Annotated in this window: 21 protein-coding genes and 1 riboswitch; of the genes, 4 read left to right on the top strand and 17 right to left on the bottom strand. The window is 44.3% G+C overall.

The annotated features are described in order from the left end of the window. Position 1 precedes the first annotated feature (1 nt). The 12 genes from AB4Y93_RS01730 to AB4Y93_RS01675 all read right to left on the bottom strand — a co-directional run bounded on the left by AB4Y93_RS01730 (position 2) and on the right by AB4Y93_RS01675 (position 11999). Entirely contained in the window at positions 2 to 1450 is a 1449-nt protein-coding gene (locus tag AB4Y93_RS01730) for an SWIM zinc finger family protein (RefSeq protein WP_441888339.1), read from the bottom strand. 386 nt (positions 1451 to 1836) lie between these two features. After that, positions 1837 to 2652 (bottom strand): metal-dependent hydrolase, encoded by an 816-nt coding sequence (locus AB4Y93_RS01725; RefSeq protein WP_441888337.1) that lies wholly within the window; start codon positions 2650 to 2652, stop codon positions 1837 to 1839. A gap of 162 nt (positions 2653 to 2814) precedes the next feature. After that, positions 2815 to 4014 (bottom strand): MFS transporter, encoded by a 1200-nt coding sequence (locus AB4Y93_RS01720; RefSeq protein WP_441889219.1) that lies wholly within the window; start codon positions 4012 to 4014, stop codon positions 2815 to 2817. Between the two features lie 78 nt (positions 4015 to 4092). After that, positions 4093 to 5103, bottom strand: coding sequence for an ROK family protein (locus AB4Y93_RS01715; protein WP_441888335.1), 1011 nt, complete (start codon positions 5101 to 5103; stop codon positions 4093 to 4095). A gap of 122 nt (positions 5104 to 5225) precedes the next feature. Further along, positions 5226 to 6203 (bottom strand): aromatic ring-hydroxylating dioxygenase subunit alpha, encoded by a 978-nt coding sequence (locus AB4Y93_RS01710; RefSeq protein ID WP_441889217.1) that lies wholly within the window; start codon positions 6201 to 6203, stop codon positions 5226 to 5228. Positions 6204 to 6265: 62 nt separating this feature from the next. After that, positions 6266 to 7366: a BMP family ABC transporter substrate-binding protein gene (locus tag AB4Y93_RS01705; protein ID WP_441888333.1), complete on the bottom strand. Its 1101-nt coding sequence runs from the start codon at positions 7364 to 7366 to the stop codon at positions 6266 to 6268. A gap of 231 nt (positions 7367 to 7597) precedes the next feature. Further along, positions 7598 to 8056 carry a DinB family protein gene (locus tag AB4Y93_RS01700; RefSeq protein WP_441889215.1) on the bottom strand — a complete coding sequence of 153 codons (459 nt, stop codon included), beginning with the start codon at positions 8054 to 8056 and terminating at the stop codon, positions 7598 to 7600. 128 nt (positions 8057 to 8184) lie between these two features. Beyond that, positions 8185 to 8760 carry a hypothetical protein gene (locus tag AB4Y93_RS01695; RefSeq protein ID WP_441888331.1) on the bottom strand — a complete coding sequence of 192 codons (576 nt, stop codon included), beginning with the start codon at positions 8758 to 8760 and terminating at the stop codon, positions 8185 to 8187. 468 nt (positions 8761 to 9228) lie between these two features. Continuing rightward, positions 9229 to 10077, bottom strand: coding sequence for a bifunctional 5,10-methylenetetrahydrofolate dehydrogenase/5,10-methenyltetrahydrofolate cyclohydrolase (locus tag AB4Y93_RS01690; protein ID WP_441888329.1), 849 nt, complete (start codon positions 10075 to 10077; stop codon positions 9229 to 9231). A 59-nt stretch (positions 10078 to 10136) separates the two neighbouring features. Beyond that, positions 10137 to 10216, bottom strand: a riboswitch (ZMP/ZTP riboswitch). 61 nt (positions 10217 to 10277) lie between these two features. Then, positions 10278 to 11024: a (S)-benzoin forming benzil reductase gene (locus tag AB4Y93_RS01685; RefSeq protein WP_441888327.1), complete on the bottom strand. Its 747-nt coding sequence runs from the start codon at positions 11022 to 11024 to the stop codon at positions 10278 to 10280. 14 nt (positions 11025 to 11038) lie between these two features. Continuing rightward, a complete protein-coding gene (locus AB4Y93_RS01680; protein WP_441888325.1) occupies positions 11039 to 11260 on the bottom strand; it encodes a hypothetical protein in 222 nt (73 codons plus the stop codon). Beyond that, positions 11253 to 11999, bottom strand: a complete 747-nt coding sequence (locus tag AB4Y93_RS01675; protein ID WP_441888323.1) for a hypothetical protein — start codon at positions 11997 to 11999, stop codon at positions 11253 to 11255. The genes AB4Y93_RS01680 and AB4Y93_RS01675 overlap by 8 nt, the downstream gene beginning before the upstream one ends. Positions 12000 to 12162: 163 nt before the next feature. On the opposite strand from AB4Y93_RS01675, the gene AB4Y93_RS01670 reads away from it, so the two are divergent. From AB4Y93_RS01670 to AB4Y93_RS01660, 3 genes are read left to right on the top strand one after another with little or no spacing between them, the layout of a single operon-like run. Then, entirely contained in the window at positions 12163 to 13017 is an 855-nt protein-coding gene (locus AB4Y93_RS01670) for an ABC transporter ATP-binding protein (protein WP_441888322.1), read from the top strand. Continuing rightward, complete coding sequence (locus tag AB4Y93_RS01665) at positions 13010 to 13663, top strand: ABC-2 transporter permease (protein WP_441888320.1); 654 nt, start codon at positions 13010 to 13012, stop codon at positions 13661 to 13663. Before AB4Y93_RS01670 ends, AB4Y93_RS01665 begins: the two co-directional genes overlap by 8 nt. Further along, a complete protein-coding gene (locus AB4Y93_RS01660; RefSeq protein ID WP_441888318.1) occupies positions 13663 to 14028 on the top strand; it encodes a GntR family transcriptional regulator in 366 nt (121 codons plus the stop codon). Before AB4Y93_RS01665 ends, AB4Y93_RS01660 begins: the two co-directional genes overlap by 1 nt. Positions 14029 to 14107: 79 nt before the next feature. On the opposite strand, the gene dgoD is transcribed toward AB4Y93_RS01660, so the two are convergent. The 5 genes from dgoD to AB4Y93_RS01635 all read right to left on the bottom strand — a co-directional run bounded on the left by dgoD (position 14108) and on the right by AB4Y93_RS01635 (position 20363). Further along, positions 14108 to 15256 carry a galactonate dehydratase gene (dgoD, locus tag AB4Y93_RS01655; RefSeq protein ID WP_441888316.1) on the bottom strand — a complete coding sequence of 383 codons (1149 nt, stop codon included), beginning with the start codon at positions 15254 to 15256 and terminating at the stop codon, positions 14108 to 14110. 159 nt (positions 15257 to 15415) lie between these two features. Further along, on the bottom strand, positions 15416 to 16825 hold the full coding sequence (locus AB4Y93_RS01650) for a YfcC family protein (protein WP_441888315.1): 1410 nt from the start codon (positions 16823 to 16825) through the stop codon (positions 15416 to 15418). Positions 16826 to 16829: 4 nt separating this feature from the next. Next, entirely contained in the window at positions 16830 to 18029 is a 1200-nt protein-coding gene (locus AB4Y93_RS01645; protein WP_441888313.1) for a M20 family metallopeptidase, read from the bottom strand. A 163-nt stretch (positions 18030 to 18192) separates the two neighbouring features. Beyond that, positions 18193 to 19098, bottom strand: a complete 906-nt coding sequence (locus tag AB4Y93_RS01640; protein ID WP_441888311.1) for a LysR family transcriptional regulator — start codon at positions 19096 to 19098, stop codon at positions 18193 to 18195. 56 nt (positions 19099 to 19154) lie between these two features. Next, the gene (locus tag AB4Y93_RS01635) at positions 19155 to 20363 is read right to left on the bottom strand and encodes a glycosyltransferase family 4 protein (protein WP_441888309.1); all 1209 of its coding nucleotides are present in this window, start codon (positions 20361 to 20363) and stop codon (positions 19155 to 19157) included. Between the two features lie 145 nt (positions 20364 to 20508). On the opposite strand from AB4Y93_RS01635, the gene AB4Y93_RS01630 reads away from it, so the two are divergent. Then, positions 20509 to 21933 carry a catalase gene (locus tag AB4Y93_RS01630; RefSeq protein ID WP_441888307.1) on the top strand — a complete coding sequence of 475 codons (1425 nt, stop codon included), beginning with the start codon at positions 20509 to 20511 and terminating at the stop codon, positions 21931 to 21933. The last annotated feature ends 22 nt before the right edge of the window (positions 21934 to 21955 follow it).

Below are 21955 nucleotides of genomic sequence, written 5' to 3'. Positions count from 1 at the left end.
TCTAATACAACAGCCGAATAATTCGGCTATCTGTGATGATACTCATTGGCTGCGCTGTCAGTCGACCGCTGTCCACATCATGGCGGAACATAACAAGAGCAGCTTGCTCCTGCAGATCCTCTGCTTGAAGCATCGTCAAGATCGTCTCCACTTTGGCAGGTGTTTCGATCATTTCGGTATTTACAGGAAGCGGCTTACCCTGTGCGTCCTTGAATACAAAGCTGTCTCCAACTTTCTCTAGAGAGTGAAAAGCGATGAGCATAACGGGATTCCGGTCAGCGAGTGGATTTTTGATCACATTTTTCACCTGTTTGACCACATCCGGGAACGAAGCTGTCGCGAATGCTTTCGCTGCTTTATAATCCAGGCCGCTTGCATCGCGGAACGTACCTTTTTCCCAGCGAACTCTAGCATTTACTTCGCCTGGATATTGAAAAAGTTCCTCGGTTTGAACAACCGCATGGACGGTGTCTTCCTCTTTAATCACCTTCGCCGCTCGGAAAGGACGCAGATTACGGGTTGCATGGATGGTACCATCCTGCAGATTAACCCACCATCCGGCATCCACATATTCTCCTTTTGCCTGATCGGTATAGGATAAGAACGAAAGCTGCAACAACTCTGACGACTGTCTAGTTCGGCCATATTCTTTGAGCTCAGCTAGCTGCCAAGCGTGTCCAAGAAGCTCCTCAAGCGTTGTCTCGGTATCCATCGGCAAATCCGGATTAGCAATTCGCTGCTCCAAATAGCTTCTACCCTTTTTCACCAGAGAATGAAGACGGATCAACTGCTCAATCGCCTGTGAATAGACAGCTTCCCGGTTGCCTTCCTCTTCCAAAAGCAAGAGCAGCCCTTTCAACTCGGCTTGCACACCTGGAATATAATAATTGCCCAGTTCCTTCGCTTGTTCCTCGATAAGCTGAACAGACTTTTTATTTAAGCCTCCAAGTCCAGCCTGCACCGTTTGAAGGACTAGCTTTTCTAGTAGACTTAGACCTTCAAGCTGAGTATTCATTTTCTTCGTTAAGGCCGACTTATTAACCTTTCGTTTAACAGGAGCCGCCCCATTTGCTTCAGCAGTTTCGGCTTCTTTCTTTTTCTCTTCGCGTTTGTCCGCCTTCTCCCGCTTCTCAGCGATATCGGGTGGAATCTCCGCTTGCTCGAATGGCTTGCCAAGTGCATAGGCATACATCAAGCCAAGCGTGTGTTTGCAAGGGAATTGCCTGCTTGGACATGAACAGCGTGACAGAGGACTATCTGGTTGTACAAAATCAACAGAACAACGGTACGGCTCCTTGCCGCTGCCTTTGCATTCCCCAAACAGCAAAGTTCCGTCTGCCGTAATACGAAGTACAGGGAAGCTGTTCTTTTTGACAAGATCCCGGCCATTCTTCATTGCTCCTGCATTAGGAGCCAAACTATCAATGTAAGCTTCCGTTAAGGACGTCATAATCTACCTCTCTGTCTGTAAGGAGTCATATTAACTTCAACAAATTATGAGTTATCTCCTCTCGCTGTAAAAAATCACCATCTATATTTATGAAACTGTAAGGGTATTCATGATCAAATCCGAGCGTTAACACAAAAAGCCGCCGGATTTTCCGACAGCTTTGTATCACCCTATTATTGTGTTTTATCATTTACTTTTCACAAATTCTTGTCCATTCCAACTAAACAGATCCTCGACATTACTGCCTGTTGCATTATCGTAATAGGACCTCTTAAATGTGGTCGCATCTACCTTTTCCAAATGAGTGGAATACCTCGAAACACTTGCCCCAATGAATAATTCGTTCATACCCCTTACTTTCAGTTCTTTGATCTCATTGCTTGCCGTTAAGGTAAACAGCTTATAATAATTTCCGTTACTGGTCCCGTATTGCCCAATCGTAAAATCAACATTCCCATCTTCGCCCCTATAACCGTGATGGGCTCGACAGGCAGCGCAGTATCAAATGAAGTTGGAAATGTATTCTCATCATCAATCTGAATATCCGTAGCGAATAAGTTCGAATGGCCAAAAACACCCGTTTGATCCGTAGTAAGCATGAATCTCCATTCTCTCTTGAACTCATTTGGATACGTGGTCAACGACTGCACATGCTCCATTTGATACCTTTGCTCCAAGGCATTCTCCAGCTTGATTTTAAATCCGGCCAAAGCGCCAATATAAAGAATCGAGATGATAACCCCTGCCCATACCACCTTTTTCCCGTTTCGAAACCAAACTCCAATAATCAGGGCTAGTATCAGCGGAGATAAAACCATAACATCATCACGCTGAACGATACTGAACTCATATTCATGCTCAATGATCGGATACAGGAACGCTACCCCATTGCCTATGTAATCAATGAAGAGATGAGTACAAACGCAGACAGAAAAGATGAGCCATTGCTGCTTGAAAGAGATGTCTTTCTGAAAGATCCGATAGACAAAGGCGCAGAGCAGGCCTGCTAATGGTATCAGTAATACAGAATGAAAGAAAATATCTCCGAAAAACTTCGTAAAATCAGGAAATAATCCCGCAAGCCCGCCAATGAGCAGCAGCCAACATCGCTTTAGGATAGATGCCTGTTCTTTCCTACAGAGCACATATGCTGTGCTGGCGCCTGCTGCAAGATGAATGAGACTATGTAACAGTAATTCCAATGTTCTCCTCCATTATCATCAGTATATTCCTTTATATGTAAACGAAGGAGCTTGTCGAAATGTTGCGGGTTACTGCTTGCGCCATTCAGTTCATCACTCATGAGGTACATTAAATAAAAAAGCCACTATCCAGCTTGTCGGCTTGAATAGTGGCTTTTTCGGTTAGATGATTTCTTTTCGTTTGGATAAATAAATATAGAGGATAAGTCCAGATACTGCACATAACGCCGCGCATAGGCCGATAAAGCCATAACCCGCTTGAAGTCCACGAAGCAGACCGATCTCGGTATCTTCGCCAACCATATGTTTCACAACTTCAATAACTCCTCCGATGAGATAGTTACCAATCACGCTGCCGAGTCCCATTAAAGTAACAGTGAAGGTTATTGCTGTGTCGCTTTCTTTCGGATATCGCTTGGCGATGAACGCCATTACGGTCGGATAAATCATAGCAATCCCAATGCCGGATGCAGCAAAGAGGAACGCTGTTCGCTCGCCTCCAGCAATTGCAGCAAAGGTACAGATTGCAGAGAATGCGGAGAATATGATTAGCGATAATACGAATCCGATTTTATCAGTCAGAGGACCAAGCACAAGTCGCGCAATCGCAAAGCATAAGAAGAATATGGATAACATCCCCGAAGCATTAACGGTATCCCAGTCATAAGCTTTCTCCAGAAAGTTGACCAGCCACCCTCCAACTGCTAATTCGGATACAACACCAAATGTTAGAACAAGAATCATTAACCACAACACTTTATCTTTCAGCAATGTTTTGAGTGGAATTCGTTCTTCATGTGAAAAGTCATCTCCGGGAAACTTACTTAGCAAAGCGAAGACAATCGGAATAACGGATAATAAAAGTATAATGAGATACATGCCGCGCCAATCGAGGGTATGCCCACCGATCGTAACCTTCATTAGTCCAGTAGCAATAAGCGGCGCAACCGTAGAGCTAAGACCATAAAAGCCGTGCGTCATATTCATCATCGTTCCTGTATTTCTCACAAAGATCCTTGCGCTTAGAATGGCTAAGCCTATCTCCAGCATCCCGTTCCCGATATACATAAGGAAATAAGAAGCGGAAAACATCGTGTAATAATGGGAGAAGAAAATAAGAACCCCCGAACCTGCCATTGAAGCAAATGCAGTAACGGTCACCCACTTTATTCCCCATATTCTAGTCAGATACGCGGTAAAGGAACAAGCAATTAAATAGCCAAGGGCATTCAACGATAATAAGGTGCCAAGCTGTGATTCATCTAGCATAAAGTCGTACTGAATACGTGGGATGGCCGGTCCTTTAATATTTTCCGAAAATCCAAAGATAATAAATCCAATAAAGATGGTGGCCAGCTGCATCAAGTAAATCTTGTTAATCTTGCTTTTTGTGTTCTCCACTTTAAGTGTGCTCCTAACTCGTTATCTTCTCCAAACATCCTACAGTCGGTAGGTTAAGCTTTCCAAGGTTGCTGTCACCATACCTTTCATATATTCCTTGTGTATGTTGTTCTGCAGCATAAGCTGAGGCATATGCTCTTCCGGAAAATTCATCAAGCAGCCCTTATAGAGCTTCTCCAGCTGTGAGTCGCGAGGCAAATCGCCTGTAATCGCAATGGTAACCGGGTTAATGATCGCAATGATTGAGGTTAATGTCTGAACTGCCAGCTGGATAAAACCATCATCCGTATGTAGTTGTCGCAGCTGCTCTTCTCGAGTCATACCAAATGGCAAAAAGGAGACCTCTCCGGCAAAGGTCGTATTACCAGTTATGATCCGTCCATCTACGATGAAGCCTGCACCAGGAAAATGGTTCCGAGGAAAGGTAACAACTGCAAACGTTTTTTCTTCCTCAAAATCTTGAAGATGATAGAAGCCGTATACTGTCATATTCATATCGTTTTCTATCGTAATAGGGATCTCATATTTATCTTCCAAATATGGCCCTAGCGCCTGTCCGGCCAGATCCGGTACATCACATACGCCGATCACACCTTGATGGACAACGCCAGGTATTCCGATCCCAATGGCCTGGACATTCTCATTGCCATTGATCAAGGTTTCAATGAATTGGTCAATCGTTTTCACGTCAATATGGGGCAGTTCAACGGTGGATTCATGGACTGTTTCACCGATCAGATTCACGATACTGCAACTGATGGAGTGAATGCCTCCTTCTGTTTTGACAAGCAGACAGATCACACAGCCGAAATCCTCATTATACCTATATTGCTTGGCTGGCCTCCCTCCATTTGGCTTATCTGAATCCAATTCAATCACTTCGCCTATAGCGAGAAGCTCATTCAGAATCGTGCCGCATGTGGCTACGCTAAGTTTGGTTAGATTGGCAATCGAAGCCTTAGTTCCGACTCCTTGTGCTTTTAATACATTCTTAACCAGCTCAACATTCATTTTTTTGATATGAACCGTGTTATGTGTGTGAGACGACATGTTCCGACTCCTTTATTACGACACTTTTTAAAACTATTTTAATAATGGGAGTATACGGTTCCATTACCCATAAGTCAACATAAAAAAAGCCGCGTGGCCACGGCTTTTCGTTTGTTTACTATTTACTCTGTTCCAATTGTAACACCAAGCTCTTTCAGTCTACGCCTGTAGGCGATACTGACGCGATCACATTTGAGATGCAGCTCCGCTTGCAGATCCAGTGGCAGCAGCTCCGGCTTTTGCTCCTCAACAATTCGCTTATCCTGTTCAAGTAAAGTGTTCTGGAAGTCGATAAAGACTTGATCCGGTACATCAGGTGCGTAATTGCGAAGCTGCAGCATAAACGCCGTACAGGTCGTCTCCGTCTCCGGCAGCACGATTAGGAACAGATGGAATATTTCATCCGAGCCTTCACTACGTTTAACCAGCTTCACACAGCATGGGGTGTAAATCTCATAAATATACCGATTATCGACGCCAACACCACGGCCATCCGGGTCCGGCTGATACACAACGATTTCGTCTGTGATAAGCGCTCCATTAACATCATGCACGCTATAGTCGTTAATTTCGGCAAATGCACTGTCACCCAGCAGTCCTTCATGTACAAACATCAAGTGGGAGACATCCAGGAAATTCTCAACCACGCGGGGCGCTGACGCCGTTACCGGATAAGGCCCCATCCAGATCGGCAGCAGCTCTTCATCCACTTTGCCTTTCAGCGGCGGGAATTCCTCCTTTGGTTCACCGAGACATACCCACACAAACCCGTGCTGCTCTTGGCATAGATACGTATGTGTTTTTGCTTTGAGCGGGATCGCTTGGGTCGCAGGCAGGGATGGAATACAGACACACCGGCCATCGCCATCATAACGCCAGCCGTGATAGGCGCAGACGATCTCATCATTCTCCACTCGCCCAAGCGACAACGGAACACCGCGATGGATACAAAGATCTTTCATCGCCCGAATCCCTTGCTTCGTACGGAACAAGACAACCTTCTCCCCAATTACAATAACCTGTTTAGGGGTATCTGTAATATCGGCTGCGATAGCAACCGGATGCCATTCATGAAGAAGTACAGGATCATTAAGTATCATGCCAGTCACCACTCTTCTCTTATCGTTGTTGATTTCACTTAGATGAAATTGAATGAATGCTTTTACTGAGGAGTCGTACCTACAATCCCTTTTACGAACCAGTTCATGTTCAAAATCTCATCAACTGTCATCGCTTTGCCTTGTGCTACTTTTTCCGCACCGGTCTGATCGGCAATTGGTCCGGTAAAGACATCAAATTTGCCGTCCAGGATTTCTTTTTTCTTCGCTTCTACCAAATCTTTTACATCCTGTGGAACGTTCTTACCAAATGGCGCGATGTCTGTAATACCATCCTTCATGGAACCAAAATAGCTTTCCGTCTTCCAAGTGCCATCCATGATCGCCTTCACCGTCTGCACATAATAAGGACCCCAATTCCACTTCGGATTCGAAATGTAATTGTCTGGCGCATATTTGCTCATATCCGAATCATTCCCGATTCCCCAGACTCCTCGTTCCGCAGCAGCTTGAATGCTGGCTGGCGAATCTTGATAAGCTGCAAGCACATCGACACCTTTATCCAGCAAGCTTGTTGCTGCTTGACGTTCAGCAGTCGGGTCAAACCACGTATTGCTCCATACTACATCTACCTTCGCTTCCGGATTAACGCTTTGTACACCTAGAGTAAACGCGTTAATCGTATAGATAACTTCCGGAATCGGATAAGCACCGACATAGCCCAGATGATTGTTTTTCGTCATTTTGCCTGCTGCCATCCCAACGAGATAAGCACTTTCATATTCCTTGCCCAGATAAGTGCCGAGATTATCCAGAGTCTTATATCCACTCGCGTGAAGGAACTTCACATTGGGATGCTTCTGTGCCACAGCATACATGGCATCCATATAACCAAAGCTAGTGCCAAAAATAATATCATTCTTTTCAGCAAGCTCTTCAAATACGCGTTCGGCGTCCGCTCCTTCAGGAACGTTCTCTACTGTCGTTGCGGTAATGCCAAGTTCTTTTTCCATCATCTTACGTCCTTGATCATGCTCGTATGTCCAACCCCCATCACCTGGTACACCTAGGTAAACGAATGCTACACGCAGCTTTTTCGAATCTGTTGCTCCCGTTTCTGCTGAATTGGTGTTCGTCGTTTCCTTTGAGCATGCAGCAGTGAAGACAAGCAGAACTGCCGCAACAACCATTATGAGCTTCTTCATACGAGACCCTCCCCTATTTGCCGAACCCTATCTTTCGAAAGCTTAGAGAAAATATAGGTCATTGTTAGTTATACGTCAATATTGCTGACACGAAATATAGTTTAGTCACTAAAAAGTAGAGATTCATTTGTGCATGGTGCACATCAACCAAATTTCCATGTCAGATTAACTGTTAGAAAACCAAAAAAGCTGCGGCTAGTAGCTGCAGCTTCTTGAATATTTATTGATTGTCTAGTCTTCCAATAGTTCTGGGGAGATTTGATGCAGGTGATGCTTCATATGCTCCAAATAATCGTTAAAGAGCCATTCCAGAGTGTGCTGTTCTCCACTTGTAAGCCTGATTTCTTTTGACTTAATCAGATCCTCTGGCATTGCCGTAATGACTCGTAACATCGCACCATTTAAACTTTCCCATAGGGTGACGATTTCTTCTACAGAAGCATCCGTATACCGCTGCGCTTCTACCCATTTATCTTGATTGTACGGGTTTATGACGAAGGGCTCTGAAGCGGACTGAGCTTGAATTATTCTTGTCAGATTATTAATAGCCGAATCACAGAGATGACCAAGAATTTGAAGGTTAGACCACTTTCCGATGGCACGCGGAGTTAGCATCTTTACTTCAGGCCATGCTATGAGCTTATCTGGTATTGCCTTAACTAGTTTCTCAAGCTGCGCGACAGTGTACATGACCAACTCAATTCACTCCCTTGATGATTTAATTCATCATACCATCTAGCCAATAGCGGCATTATAGGGAGTAATTGATGGGGTACTTCAAAGATTCTGATAAACCGTGAACTTGCTGAAGGGAGTTCCTATTCCTTCTCAAACCGTACCGTAAATACGAGAGCCCACTCCGCCTTACTTAACGATTCAGCCGTAGGTTCTGCTGTTATCATGCTGTTTGCACTAGTAGCCTGTACTCCAAAGGCATAAATAGACTGATCGTAAGTAAACGATTGCTCCTCATTATTCTGAAGCAATCCCTGCAAAGTCAGCTTTTTATTCCAAGGGATCGTCGTCGTATAAAGTCCTGAACCTGCAGCCACTTTAATCAGTCTTATATTATCATTTCCCTCAATGGGTACCGTTTCAACCGACATAATAACTTCGACTTCACCGCTGCTCGGATTCTCCTCCGTACTGTAAAACAATTGACCTATCGAACCCTTCGTCGCTGCCTTCTTTCCACTCTCCCAAACGTCCAGATCCAACCATACGTTTGGCTTACTTCCTTCATAGGATAATTTGAAAGCCCCTGACATTGTACCAAGGAAAGGCTTGAATTTCCCCGCATCCCCTGCAAACACATCAATTGGGGTCAAAGTGATTTTGTTTTCTTTCGTTTTTTGTGTCTGCTCGGAAGTTGTTTCAGATTTGATCTCAGTCACTGTATTTTGACTTCTATTAGTACACCCAGATATAACGAGTAAAATAAAGAACAAACATATAGTCAACCGCATTATAAGCAAGCTCCTCTCAAGACATTCGCTTATTAGGAAATTCTACCATATCATTCAATTACTAAAACAATTGTGGCGCATCAAAGTCTATCTTGGCAAAACAAGTTTCGTCCAATAAGACCCTGCTGGGGTCTTATACTGTGCTCATTATGCGAAACTAATAATCATAAGACCCTGTGAGGGTCTTATTTTCTTAATATTGGTGAAATAACAAGCTGCCCTGTCCACTCGAAGGTTCTATAAGACCCCACGAGGGTCTTAAGCAGTGGTAGTTTTGTGAATTTAGTGATCATAAGACCCTGCGAGGGCCTTATCGCGGCTCCGTCCAAGTGATATTCGAAAAAAAAGAGCTATACCATCGTCAGTTTAATGACTAAAGGTATAGCCCTTTGGAGTTTATAACCGTTTGCTTCTCTCCGCAGCCTCAACAGTATGCTTCAACAACATGGCGATGGTCACTGGCCCTACTCCAGCAGGAACTGGTGTGATAGCAGATACATGAGGTGTACATGCCTCAAAGTCAACATCCCCCACGTTACCTGGATTATAACCGGCATCCAATACAACTGCACCAGGCTTGACCCAATCCCCTTGAACAAATTTAGGCTTACCTACGGCAGCTACAACAATGTCCGCAGATCGGACATGTTGTTCCAAGTCTGTCGTTCTGGAATGGCATGTTGTTACTGTAGCATCTTTGTTTAAAAGCATAGCTGAGACTGGTTTTCCTAAAATGGGGCTTCGGCCGATTACGACGGCATGCTTGCCTGCCACAGGCAGCTCGTAGTATGCCAGAATTTCCATAATTGCTGCTGGTGTACAGGAAGGGAATGCTGCAATACCAAACGCATTTTGAGCAAAGCCTTGCATTGTTACTCCGTCTACATCTTTGTCTATAGAAATAGCTTCAAACGCCGCTCGCTCGTCGATCTGATGTGGAACTGGATGCTGCAAAAGTATGCCATGAACGGATTGATCATCATTTAGCTGCTTGATTGCTTGTATCAATTGTTCCGTAGTTGTTTCTTCAGGAAGTTCGATCCGAATAGATCGGATACCGATCCTTGAGCATGCATTCCCTTTCATCCGCACGTACGTTGCTGAGGAGGGATCATCACCTACAAGGATCGTTGCCAGACACGGAACGATACCTCTCTCACTGAGCTTAGATACACGATTAACTAATTGGTTCTTAATATCTGTGGCAACCCGGTTTCCGTCAAGCAATAATGGACTTGAATTCATTAGCTGTCATCCTCTCCACTTGTTATAAAAAAACAGAAAGAGGCAAGGAGAAATCTCCTTACCTCTGCCCAGGCGAACGGCCATATGAAGTATGTGCTCCACCGTGGTACTCCACGTCTCGCCAGTTACACATACTGAACGTTTGATTTCATTTTGCCAGAAACTATTCCGTAATTCAATAGCTAGCTGTAATTCTTATGTCATGTTGAATAATCGTAGATGTCGACAACTTCTCCATGCTCTATATCTTCTTTAAACAAAAATGCAACGATCTGTTTCGCCGTTTCTTCAGGTGTAGTTAGCATTCCTGATTCCATGACTTGATTAAACAACTCTACTGTCGGGAGCATAGCTCGATCCATGCTTCTAGCTTCACTTTGCAAGCTGGTGTCAATCATACCTGGCCAGATGGATACAATCTTAACTGGAGCATTTGAGTTATTTTGTTCAAGCGCCACACATTGGGTGAAAACATCTAATCCAGCCTTAGCCGCAGAGTACAAACTCATCCCTGGATGAAGATTTTTTGCAGATGCAGAAGAGATATTAAGAACCCTCTTCTCAGCAGCTAATTCCCTTGTATATTTAATAAAAAGAGAGGTTAGAAGAATTGGAGCGATCAGATTCACCTGTATATTACGTGTTATTTCACTGATATCTGCTGCATCTATTGGGGCCACTGGCACGATCATCGAAGCGTTGTTGATGAGATAAAGCCCTTCTACTTGGGACTGATCAATTTGACTGAATATCCTCTCCATTAGGGTTTCAATCGCATCGGTTTGACCCAGATCGAACTCATAATAAGCCATATTCTCGCTATTGCTTATTAGAGTTGTATTCCTCTCTCGAGAGATACAATGTAGAAAATGACCTGATGAACGCAGTTGATAAGCGATAGCTTCCCCAATTCCTCTAGAAGTCCCTGTGATAATGAAGTGTTTCATGTTTGCTCCTTTCATTATTGAATCAACCAGGATATGAGGAATAACAAAGCACCTAGGATCAAGACGGTGTAGAAGAAATACGCAAACCAACGCAGAACCTTTGGCATACTGTTTAAATCTGCTCTTTGGGTAGGAACGCCCATTATCTTCTGATAGTGATCGGTGACATCATTAAATGAAGTTACCGTAGATTCTGTTTTTTCCTCGATAGGCCGTGTCTCATCTTTTTCATGCATGTTTTCTAACACCCTTGTAAGGAACTATGTCATTTTGTGGTTTCAAGAGTTCATTCCTCAGATCATTTCCATTTACTTGATCGGTCTTTTGCAGAATCAATGCATGCTTCTCCGAATCGTAACTGAAATGATACACATCCACAAATTCACGCCCTCCACCTTCGCCGCCAATGATCTCTAGATCACCACTCGTTACCTGAAGAGGATAATTCGGATGTTTACCGATATGAGTTAGGGGCTGCTCTTCCGGATTCATTGCTATGGTTATCGGGAAAGCTTCCCCATCTTTCACTCCGAATAAATAAGTTTCAAGTGCATGACAATCCGTATAACTCGGAAAATAAGCAAACAGATCCGTATCACCTATCGTGATCTTCTCCATCTGAACAGCTTTGTCATTTGGTTGTATGATCTCGAACTCGTCTGGAAAACTCATGATTTTGCTAGAGCCCTTTCCGGATATTGGCTCCCATAATACTTCATAGTCCCCTGTCCACTTGAGGTCAGTCTCTAGTCCATAACAGCTTGGAGCCCCTGGAGCTTCTGAGCTTTCCTGACTTTCAGGCTTAATAATGATTTTGCCGTCTTGACTCACAGCAATGGCTCTAACCGAACGGTCTTCTTTACTAAAGTCTACTGCTTCCGAAAAATTGCTGCCCGCGTTCCTCTCACCCTGATTAGTACACGCTGTAAATAAGGCTAATAATGTGAGGATCAGTGTCATTTTAAGCTTCATCATTTACACCTTTTCTTCATCCATATGTCTTCAAACAGTTAGACGCACATGATGTTGATAAAGTTTCCATTTTTTTGAAACCATTTCACTTGAGACATTGACTCCAAAGTCTTCACGTGATATATTGTGCATATACAACATACACAATTTATTGAGGAGGTACGTTATGCTGGCATTAGACATTCGAAATTTAAATAAAGCTTATCCAAATTTCCAGCTAAAAAATGTTTCGTTCCAACTAGAACAGGGTTATATCATGGGTTTTATCGGTGCCAATGGCGCAGGTAAAACAACGACAATCAAATCGATCTTAAATATGCTTCATATCGATAGCGGAGAGATTTTTATATTGGGCAAGAATATTGCCGAACACGAAATCGAGCTAAAACAAGAAATCGGATATGCATTTGGCGATATCGATTTTTATACTCGCAGCAAAATCAAAACCTTGACCGATGTGATTAAGAAGTTTTATAAGAATTGGAATGATGAAACCTACTACAACTACCTGAGAAGATTCAAATTGGATGAAAACAAAAAAATTGCTGAATTGTCGACGGGGATGAAAGTGAAGTACAACTTGGCTTTAGCCTTATCTCACGGGGCGAAGCTTCTTATCCTCGACGAACCAACAAGTGGACTTGATCCGGTCGCAAGAGATAATCTGCTGGAGATTTTCCAAGAGCTCATTGTAGATGGTGAAGTCAGCATTCTATTCTCGACTCACATTACGTCTGACTTGGAGAAATGCGCAGATTATATTACCTTTATCGCAAACGGACAGATTATCAAAAGTGCTGAGAAGGATGAATTTATTGAATCCTATCGCCTGGTAAACGGAAAAGAAAGTCAGCTGGATCAAGTGAAAGATCAGTTGATTTCCTATAAGAAAAATTCATTTGGCTTTACAGGCTTAATCCACTCTAAAGACTTTAATCCATCTTCCGAAGTTAATACAGCCCTGCCGAGTCTCGAGGAAATTATGATTTATTTCGCGAAAAAGGAGGATATGTATGTATAATTTATTGATGAAAGAGTTTAAATTAGGCGTACTTCCTATGTATATTATCATGCCTTTTTTGACAGGCGCTTTAATGTTCATTCCCGGATGGATCTATTTTTTGGTCCTTCTATATTTTTGCTGGATCACGATTCCGAATATGTTTGGCGGATTTCGAACGCAGAACGATTTGATGTTCACCTCCATGCTGCCTGTTACCAAAACGGACATTGTAAAAGCCAAGGTGTCCGTTATCGTCATCCTTGAATTATTGCATATCATCATTGCAATGATCTTTGGTATAATTAGTAACCACTTGTATTCCCATATAACCTACTATTTCTTTGCACCTCATATGGGATTTTGGGGCTTATGTTTTGTTATGCTTGCGATCTTCAACATTATCTTTATATCCAAGTATTATAAAACAGCTTATAAATTTGGTGAGGCGACATATGTGGCAGTTACGGCCGCTATGCTTTTTGCCGGAGTTGCACAATGGCTAGGAATCCAGAGTCCATTTTTGCATGATATTTTTTACGGTGATGGTCTGGACAATATGGCCCTTCAAGCATCCATCCTCATTGTTGGAATTGCAATATTTGTTGCATTCACCATGATAGCTTACCGAGTTGCGATTAAACGATTACCGAAAGTGGAGATATAATGAATGTAGCTATTTCGAATTCGTCTGATAAACCGATCTATCAGCAGCTTTTCGAACAAATCAGTGCTCAAATTCTAAAAGGCGAGTTAGAAAGCGGCTATTGTCTCCCCCCGATTCGTCAAGCTGCCCAAGAGCTGCGCGTGAGTATTATTACCGTAAAGAAAGCTTGGGAAGAACTTGAAAGATGCGGCTTAATCAATACCGTTACGGGGAAAGGCTGTTTTGTAGCCGAATTCTCACCCGATGAGATATTGCAAATTCGTAACGAAACGATCTTAAAGCAAATGGTTAGCGACGCTTCTTACTACAAATCCTTTGGCCTCACGATTGATGAAGTCGTAGAGCTTTTAAAGAAGATTTATTAACTTCCCCAATTTCACATGCAAAAAGTGGAGGCCCCAATCATACATTGGGGCCTCCTCCACGTTCTAGCTGCTATTCAGTTTACCATTCCGCAATGCTGCCATCTTTATGGCGCCAAACGGGATTTCTCCAGTTATGTCCAACTGCCGCCATCTTCCTCACATACTCTTCGTTAATTTCAATACCTAGACCTGGTCCCTGAGGAATTGCAACATGACCGTCTTTATAGTCGAAAACTGTTGCATCCGTTATATAATCAAGCAAATCACTGGTTTCATTGTAGTGAATACCAAGGCTTTGCTCTTGAATAAACGCATTATGTGCTGTCGCATCAACCTGCAGGCAAGCTGCAAGGGCAATCGGACCTAATGGACAATGAGGCGCTAACGCAACATCGTAGGCTTCTGCCATCGATGCTATTTTCTTGCACTCGGTTATGCCGCCTGCATGTGATAAGTCTGGCTGAATAATATCGACCGCCCCATCGCTAAGAAGCTGCTTGAAATCCCAGCGCGAGAACATTCGTTCACCGGTAGCAATAGGAATCGAGGTATGCTTAGCAAGCTCCTTCAAGGCTTCATTGTTCTCGGATAGAACCGGTTCTTCGATGAACATCGGACGGAACGGCTCCAACTCCTTGGCTAGAATCTTGGCCATTGGCTTATGTACACGACCGTGGAAATCGATGCCGATCCCAATCGAGGAACCGCAAGCTTCCCGAACAGCTGCAATCCGAGCGACGGCTGCGTCAATCTTGTCATAAGAATCGATATACTGCAGCTCTTCCGTCCCGTTCATCTTAACGGCGGTAAATCCAGCTGCTACAACTTTTCTCGCTTCTTCCGCCACTTCGGTCGGCCGGTCTCCCCCAATCCAGGAGTAAACTCGCATAGAATCTCGGCAGGCTCCACCTAACAGTTGATAGATTGGTGCATTATAAAACTTCCCTTTAATATCCCAAAGTGCCTGGTCTATGCCAGCAATTGCACTCATTATAATCGGACCACCCCGATAAAACCCTGATCGATACATCATTGACCAATGATCTTCAATCCGCAGGGGATCTTTGCCGATCAAATTCTCCATTAATTCATGAACACAAGCCTTTACCGTTTCTGCGCGTCCTTCTACGATTGGCTCACCCCAGCCTACAATTCCATCGTCCGTTTGAATTTTCAGAAACAGCCAACGCGGCGGTACTTGGAACAATTCATAGCTTTGAATTTTCATAATAGCCTCCAGGAAAATGAATTATTCAAATCATGCACAGCATCTTATTCCCACATTAAAATCATAGACTCCTAGAAAAGCATATCATGTCCACGGAACATGCCACAATCAAAAAACGCGCCATCCAGCAGGACGGCACGTTTTGTTAGAAACATCGAACTAATAGTTAATCATATGAGCTACAACCATCAGAACAGCTCCGATCACAATCCACATCAACATGAGCGGCCAGAAAAACTTGACCCACTTCTGATACGGAATGCCAGATACAGCCAGACTGCCCATCAGCGCCGAGGACGTCGGCAGAATCATATTCGAGAAGCCATCACCTAATTGGAAGGCTAATACAGTTGTTTGACGTGTAACGCCAATAATATCTGCCAGCGGTACCATGATTGGCATCGTTGTTACTGCCATACCTGTACCTGATGTAATGAAGATGTTCATGACGTTTTGGAACAGGTACATCCCAAGCACTTGCACCGGTCCTGGAAGCTCGCCAACCAAGACAGATAAGCCATTTACAATGGAATCGATGACGTTGCCTTGATCCAGAACGACCATGATTCCGCGTGCAAAGCCAATAATCAACGCTCCGTAAGTAATCGCTTTGGCTCCCTTAACGAATTCCGTAGCAACTCGGCTTGGCCCATAACCGGCACAAAAACCACTCACGATGCCCATCGTCAAGAATAACGCGGCCAGCTCTTCCATCCACCAGTCTTTCTTGGATACACCCCAGACAAGTGTTGCAAAGCCTGCAATGATGACGATAATCGTCAAATAATGCTTCACCTGCATACGTGGCAGCTTAGTCAAATCCAGTTCCTTTGATTCCACTTCACGTTCGAGATCGATTACAAGACTTTTTTCAGGATTCGCGCGCACCTTGCCCGCATAACGAACGATATACAAGCTTGTAACCGCGATAAGGCAGATGAGCAATATGACTCTCAACCATGCCCCGGAGAACATAGGAACCTCAGCAATGGATTGGGCAAGTCCTACGTTGAACGGATTCAGTATGCCGGCCGTAAAGCCACATGAGGCACCAAGTGACACCATTGCAGTACCTGTGAGAGCATCGAATCCAAGTGCCCTTGCTACTGCGATCCCGATTGGTACGAATACCATTACTTCCGTTGACATGCCCATCGTGAACCCGGCGACAGAGAACAGCATGATAAAGATCGGGATGACCCATCTGCCTTTATTGGAGAAGTTTCGAGCTACTCGCCCTGTGATTGCTTCGATTGTCCCCGTGGAAGAGATAATCTCAAATGTTCCCCCGATAATCAGGATGAAAAATACAACGTCCGCGGAGTCAATCAGTCCGTGCACGATTAACTTCGGAATACTGAAGATACCAACAGGACTAGAATCTACCTCATGATAAGAATTAGGTACAACTAACGTTTTACCAGTCGCAGCGTCCTCTACCCGATCAAATTCACCTGCAGGGACAACATAAGTCAGAGCTGCTGCCACTAGAACAAGGAAAATAAGAATAACATACGTATGAGGCATCTTAAACCACTTGCGGGATGTTGATTGAGTCGAGTCGTTCATTGCCTTATCCCCCATCTTTTTGTTTCTTCCACTCTTCGAATTCATCTCGCACGAGCTTCATCGCATCGCGGTCAGCGCAAAGGTCATAAACGGTCATTGCCAGCGCTTTGGCCGCATAATTCATCTGAGTCATACCTTCCTCTGAACCTGCCAATGCTGCGAATTCCGGCGTATGCGTAGTCGCGTCCCCAAGTCTGATGTAGGGATGGATGATTGCCGTCACTTGACTGACATTGCCAATGTCCGACGATCCAACCCCGCCCTTTTGCGGCGGATCACAGACTTCAAGACCAAGCTCTTCTTCCAGATTGCGAGCGAAAAGACCAGCTAACTCTTTATTATTGTTCCGCTCCGCATAGATCAACCCTTCGTTAATATCAACGGTTGCGCCTACGCCTTCTGCCGCACAACGAACCGCACGATATACCTTTTCTCTAACGACCTCAAGATCATCTACGGTAGATGCTCTCAAAATAAACACCGCTTCTGTTAGCTCCGGCACAACATTAGGCGCATCTCCACCTTTCGTAATAATGCCATGGATCCGTACGTCTTCCTTCATAAACTGCCGCAGCGAATTGATCCCCACATAAGCATTAACAAGTGCGTCGAGTGCACTGATTCCTTTTTCCGGCGAAGAAGAAGCATGGGCTTGTCTTCCGTGGAACGTAAACGTGGCATCTACACATGCCAAAGCCCCTCGAAGCACCATCGTTTTGTTTTGAGGATGGACCATCATAGCTGCGTCAATCTCGTCAAAGACGCCATCATTGCACATGATGATTTTGCCGCCACCCTCTTCTTCAGCAGGCGTACCCAGAACGATGATTTTGCCCGGCAGCTCAGGATAAGTATCCTTCAGTGCCAAAGCCGCTCCAACTGCCGCTGTACCAATGAGGCTATGCCCGCATCCATGACCAAGTCCCGGAAGTGCATCATATTCTGCTAGCAGTGCGATTGTTGGTCCACCAGCCGTTCCTTCCCAGGTTGCACGGAAGGAGGTTTCTAATCCAGAGATCCCCTTCTCTACCGTAAAACCAGCTTCAATCAGCGGCTCGGTCAGCCATTGTTGTGCTTTATGTTCGTGAAAGCTAAGCTCCGGATTTGCATGTATGTTTAGTGAAAGCTCTCGCAGCTGCCTGTCACGTGCGTCAACTGCTTGCGCGATTTGAAGTTTCATTTCTTTTTCTTGTTGCTTGTTCATGAATATCCCACCTATTCGTTTCAACCCGTATATTTATGCATCAATATGTATCAAATAATAAGGAATTAGTCCCGATAAGTACAATTAATTGTTTTTTGGGGTGCTCCATAAGATTTTTTATGGCCCTTGTATATGAATTTCAAACAAAAAAAGAAGCCCTGCATTAGGCTTCTGCAGGACTTCCTGGTTGTTCCGTCTCCATAAACGCCACGAATCGATCCACGATTGCAAGCTCACGGGAATGTTCCCGGTACAACATCCACGTATTCCGGCGGATTGCTTCTCCATTTTTCAATTTAAGCTCCAATGTATACAGCTCATCCTCCGGTGTAACGAATACCCCGGGAATAATCGAATATCCGAGCCCTTGCTTCACCATTTCCTTACAAGTCTCATAAGCGTCCACCTGCATCGCGATCACGGGAGGTGTGCTGTAATGCTCATGCCACCAGCCTTGAATCGTATGATCAAATGTTGTCGCCGCTTGGCGAACGGCTTTCGCCTTTGGTGCACTGTAATGAATTTGAGGCAGCCTTGGCAGCTCCTCCAATTGAATCGGCTCTCGGGAAATGAGGCAGATCGGCTCATCATGCAGCAGATGCTGCGCTTCCAGCCAATGATAATCTCCTCGGACGATACCGACGTGGATCTCCTGCTCAGACAACAGTTCGATAATTTCGGAGCTAAGCGCACAGGTCACACTGAATTGTACCTCAGGATACAGATCTCTGAATTTCCGGAGCAGTGGCGGCAGCTTATAAAGCCCATAATAGCTGGCTACGCCAAGTCTCAGCGTTCCTTTCACACTACTCCGCATATTGACAAGATAATCTTTCATCGCGTTAAGCTCATCTCGCATTTTTCTGGCATAAGCGGCAAGCGCCTCGCCCTCCGGCGTCAAGTACGTTCCTTTCGTATGCTTCACAATGATCGGAACACCAAACTCCCGCTCCATTTGTTGAATGCGGTAAGATAACGCCGGCTGCGTCATATACAGCCTCTCTGCTGCCTTGGTCAAGCTTTGCTCTTCGGCCACATACTGCAAGATTGCCGCGTCCTTATCATCCAAGATTAAACATACTCCTTTGTATATCCCGCAATATTTCTACCTATCTTACCACGTGTTCATAATAAAGTATTTATTTCGCCGCATAACTTCACCCAGTCGAAGTGCTCCCTGGCATCTTGCTGCGTGCTGTAACATACGTCTTTAAGCCGTTCCTGATTGTTGCATGTTTCGATCATTCGATGTGCTAATTCCATATAATCACCAACTTCATGAACCGATCCATAGTCCAAATGACGATTTGCGATTTTAAATGATTCATCCACGAGATCAAATCTTCGTTCATGCTTGGTTATGGCTTCCCGGCTGGACTCTATATCGGAGGTAATGAGATAACAACCAAAGGTTTTTGCCTCAGAGACGACATGGGCAGAAGCTTCATATAAGGAGGGAAGCACAAAAATTTTCGCTCTTCGATACCAACTCTGAAGCTGTACTTTATCTTGAATAAATCCGGTTTGAATGATCCTGCCCTCCAGTTCAGGATTAGCTAGTAAAAAATCATTCAAATAAGGTCGAAATAACTCATCCACCTTCCCCACCAGAGCAAGTTTCCAGCTAACAGGAATAAAAGGAACAGCCATCTTAAATGCTTCTAATAATTGATCGCTAGCCTTTGCATGATTTCCAATACGACCAACAGTGAGAATCAGATCCTCTTTATGCTCAAATGGAATAATGGTTTCGGATTCTGGGCCAAACGAATAATACCCATTCGGAATATAGCAAATAGGAACATACCACTTCTGTCTGATATATTCGACCATGGATTCGGTACTAATCAAATTGCAGTTGCGAAGGAAATGCAGAAAATAATCACTTAATGGAGTCCGATTAATCCAATGAATATTGGCGTCGAGCTTTAAGTAAACTTTACCGGCAGAATTAAGCTTCTTGTATCGATCAACCGCCTCATAATAAAACGGGTAAAACCCAAATAAGAATAAGACATCGATATGTACTGCATGATCCTCTATGTATTGAACCAAGTCGTCGCTGCAATCCTGAACATTGGCGCCAAATATCGTCTCAATGGCGTGATCCGGATGATAAGTGAATGCTGCCTCCAGATAATCAAATTCCATCTCCTCTTCGAACATGCCAAGGGAAGGCCAGTCCATGTATCCATCGCTAGTTCTATAGGTGACATATACCGCTTTATATCCATAATACTTCTGCATGATATAAGGGATAATGCCTACATCCTTCGTTAAGAGTGCATCTGTGAAGCATGGTGCCAGCAAATAAAAGGTTTTTTTATCCCTCACAAAAAATCCCCCCATTACATTCAATTAGATCGTATGTTCCTTAATATTTGGTTATACCCATTGAATGCAAGTGCCCCTCAAGCATTTTACTCCAGCTGACAGAATAAACATAAAGGTGGATAAATTCTGATTCGGAGGTTAAACGATGGACAATAATCAAGATTTTTCTGAAAATAATGCCCCAATGCCTAACAAGAAGCCTAGCAAACAAGAGCCTTCTCATGGACTTTCACCATCGCAATGGGAAGCAATTGACCATCCTGCCGCTCTTCATTCGCAAACCGTTGGCGCACGCGGCCCGATACTCGAACAGGATAGTGTTTTACATGAGACCATGGAAACCTTTATACATACTAAAATTTTGGAAAGACCTGTCCATGTGAAGGGCAACGGGGCATTTGGTTATTTCGAAACCGTACATTCCATGGCTGCCCATACGAAGCTATGCTTTTTACAACAGCCCGGGTGTCAGGTTCCAGTAACGGTAAGATTCTCACTGGCGGTAAGCAATAAAGGAACTCCGGATACATCCCGTAATGTACGCGGATTCGCCACCAAGTTTTACACAGATGAAGGCGTATTTGATATGGTCTTCAATCACATCCCTGTCTTCCTAGTCAGAGATCCCATGCGCTTTCCAGAGTCGATTAGGGCATTCGAGCCTTCTCCAATCAACAACTTGATTGATCCCGAAAGATTCTGGAGCTTTATCGCAAGAGCACCTGAATCAACTAATTTTATACTTTGGCTGTATTCCGATGCGGGAACCATTAAGAGCCTCCGCCACATTCCAGGTCATAGTGTTAATACGTATGTTTGGAGAAATACGCAGGGTGTTCGTTCGTATGTCAAATACCACTGGATTCCTTATGCCGGCGTCCAGTACATTGATCGCCATGAGTCGAATGAGCTGAGTTGTCAGAACCCGGATTACGCTGGTCAAGATCTGTATGATACTCTCGCTGCTGGAAAAACCGTCGAGTATGGACTTTATGTCCAGCTTATGGACCCTGCTGATGAGGCGAGTCTTTCTTATGACCCGCTGGATGACACGAAGATTTGGGATGAAGATCAATTCCCGCTAATACCAGTTGGGCGTATGGTCTTAAACAAAAATCCGGACAATTATATGGAACAGGTTGAGAAGCTGGCGTTCTCGCCTTCGAATTTACTGGAGGGCGCAGAGTTATCTGATGATAAAATGCTTCAAGGACGTGCCAATATTTATACGGATTCTCAGCGTCATCGGATTGGATCAGATTTCCGTAAATTGCCTATCAACCATCAGGCGAATTGGACTCCCGGCTCCATGCAGACTAGTGGGAATGGCAGATACGTTGAAGGCCATCTCGTAAGGTCCGAGATTCCGAAGCCGGATAACTTCTCGCAAGCTGGTGAGTTCTATGATAGACTGCCGCATGTGCAAAAAGACCATTTGGTCGAAAATCTTGCCATTGACCTTGCCGCAGTGTCTCAAGAGACACAAAGCATTGTCCTTACTTATCTGAACAATGCGTCAACTGAATTGGCTGAACGAGTCGCTCATCACATTCATTCTAAGAAAGCATAGCCAAACTAAAAAGATCCGTTCC

It is taken from the genome of Paenibacillus sp. YAF4_2, assembly GCF_052113225.1.
Taxonomy (GTDB): Bacteria; Bacillota; Bacilli; order Paenibacillales; family Paenibacillaceae; genus Pristimantibacillus.
Note: the sequence above shows the minus strand (reverse complement) of the source record. Positions and strands in the feature narration are given on the sequence as shown.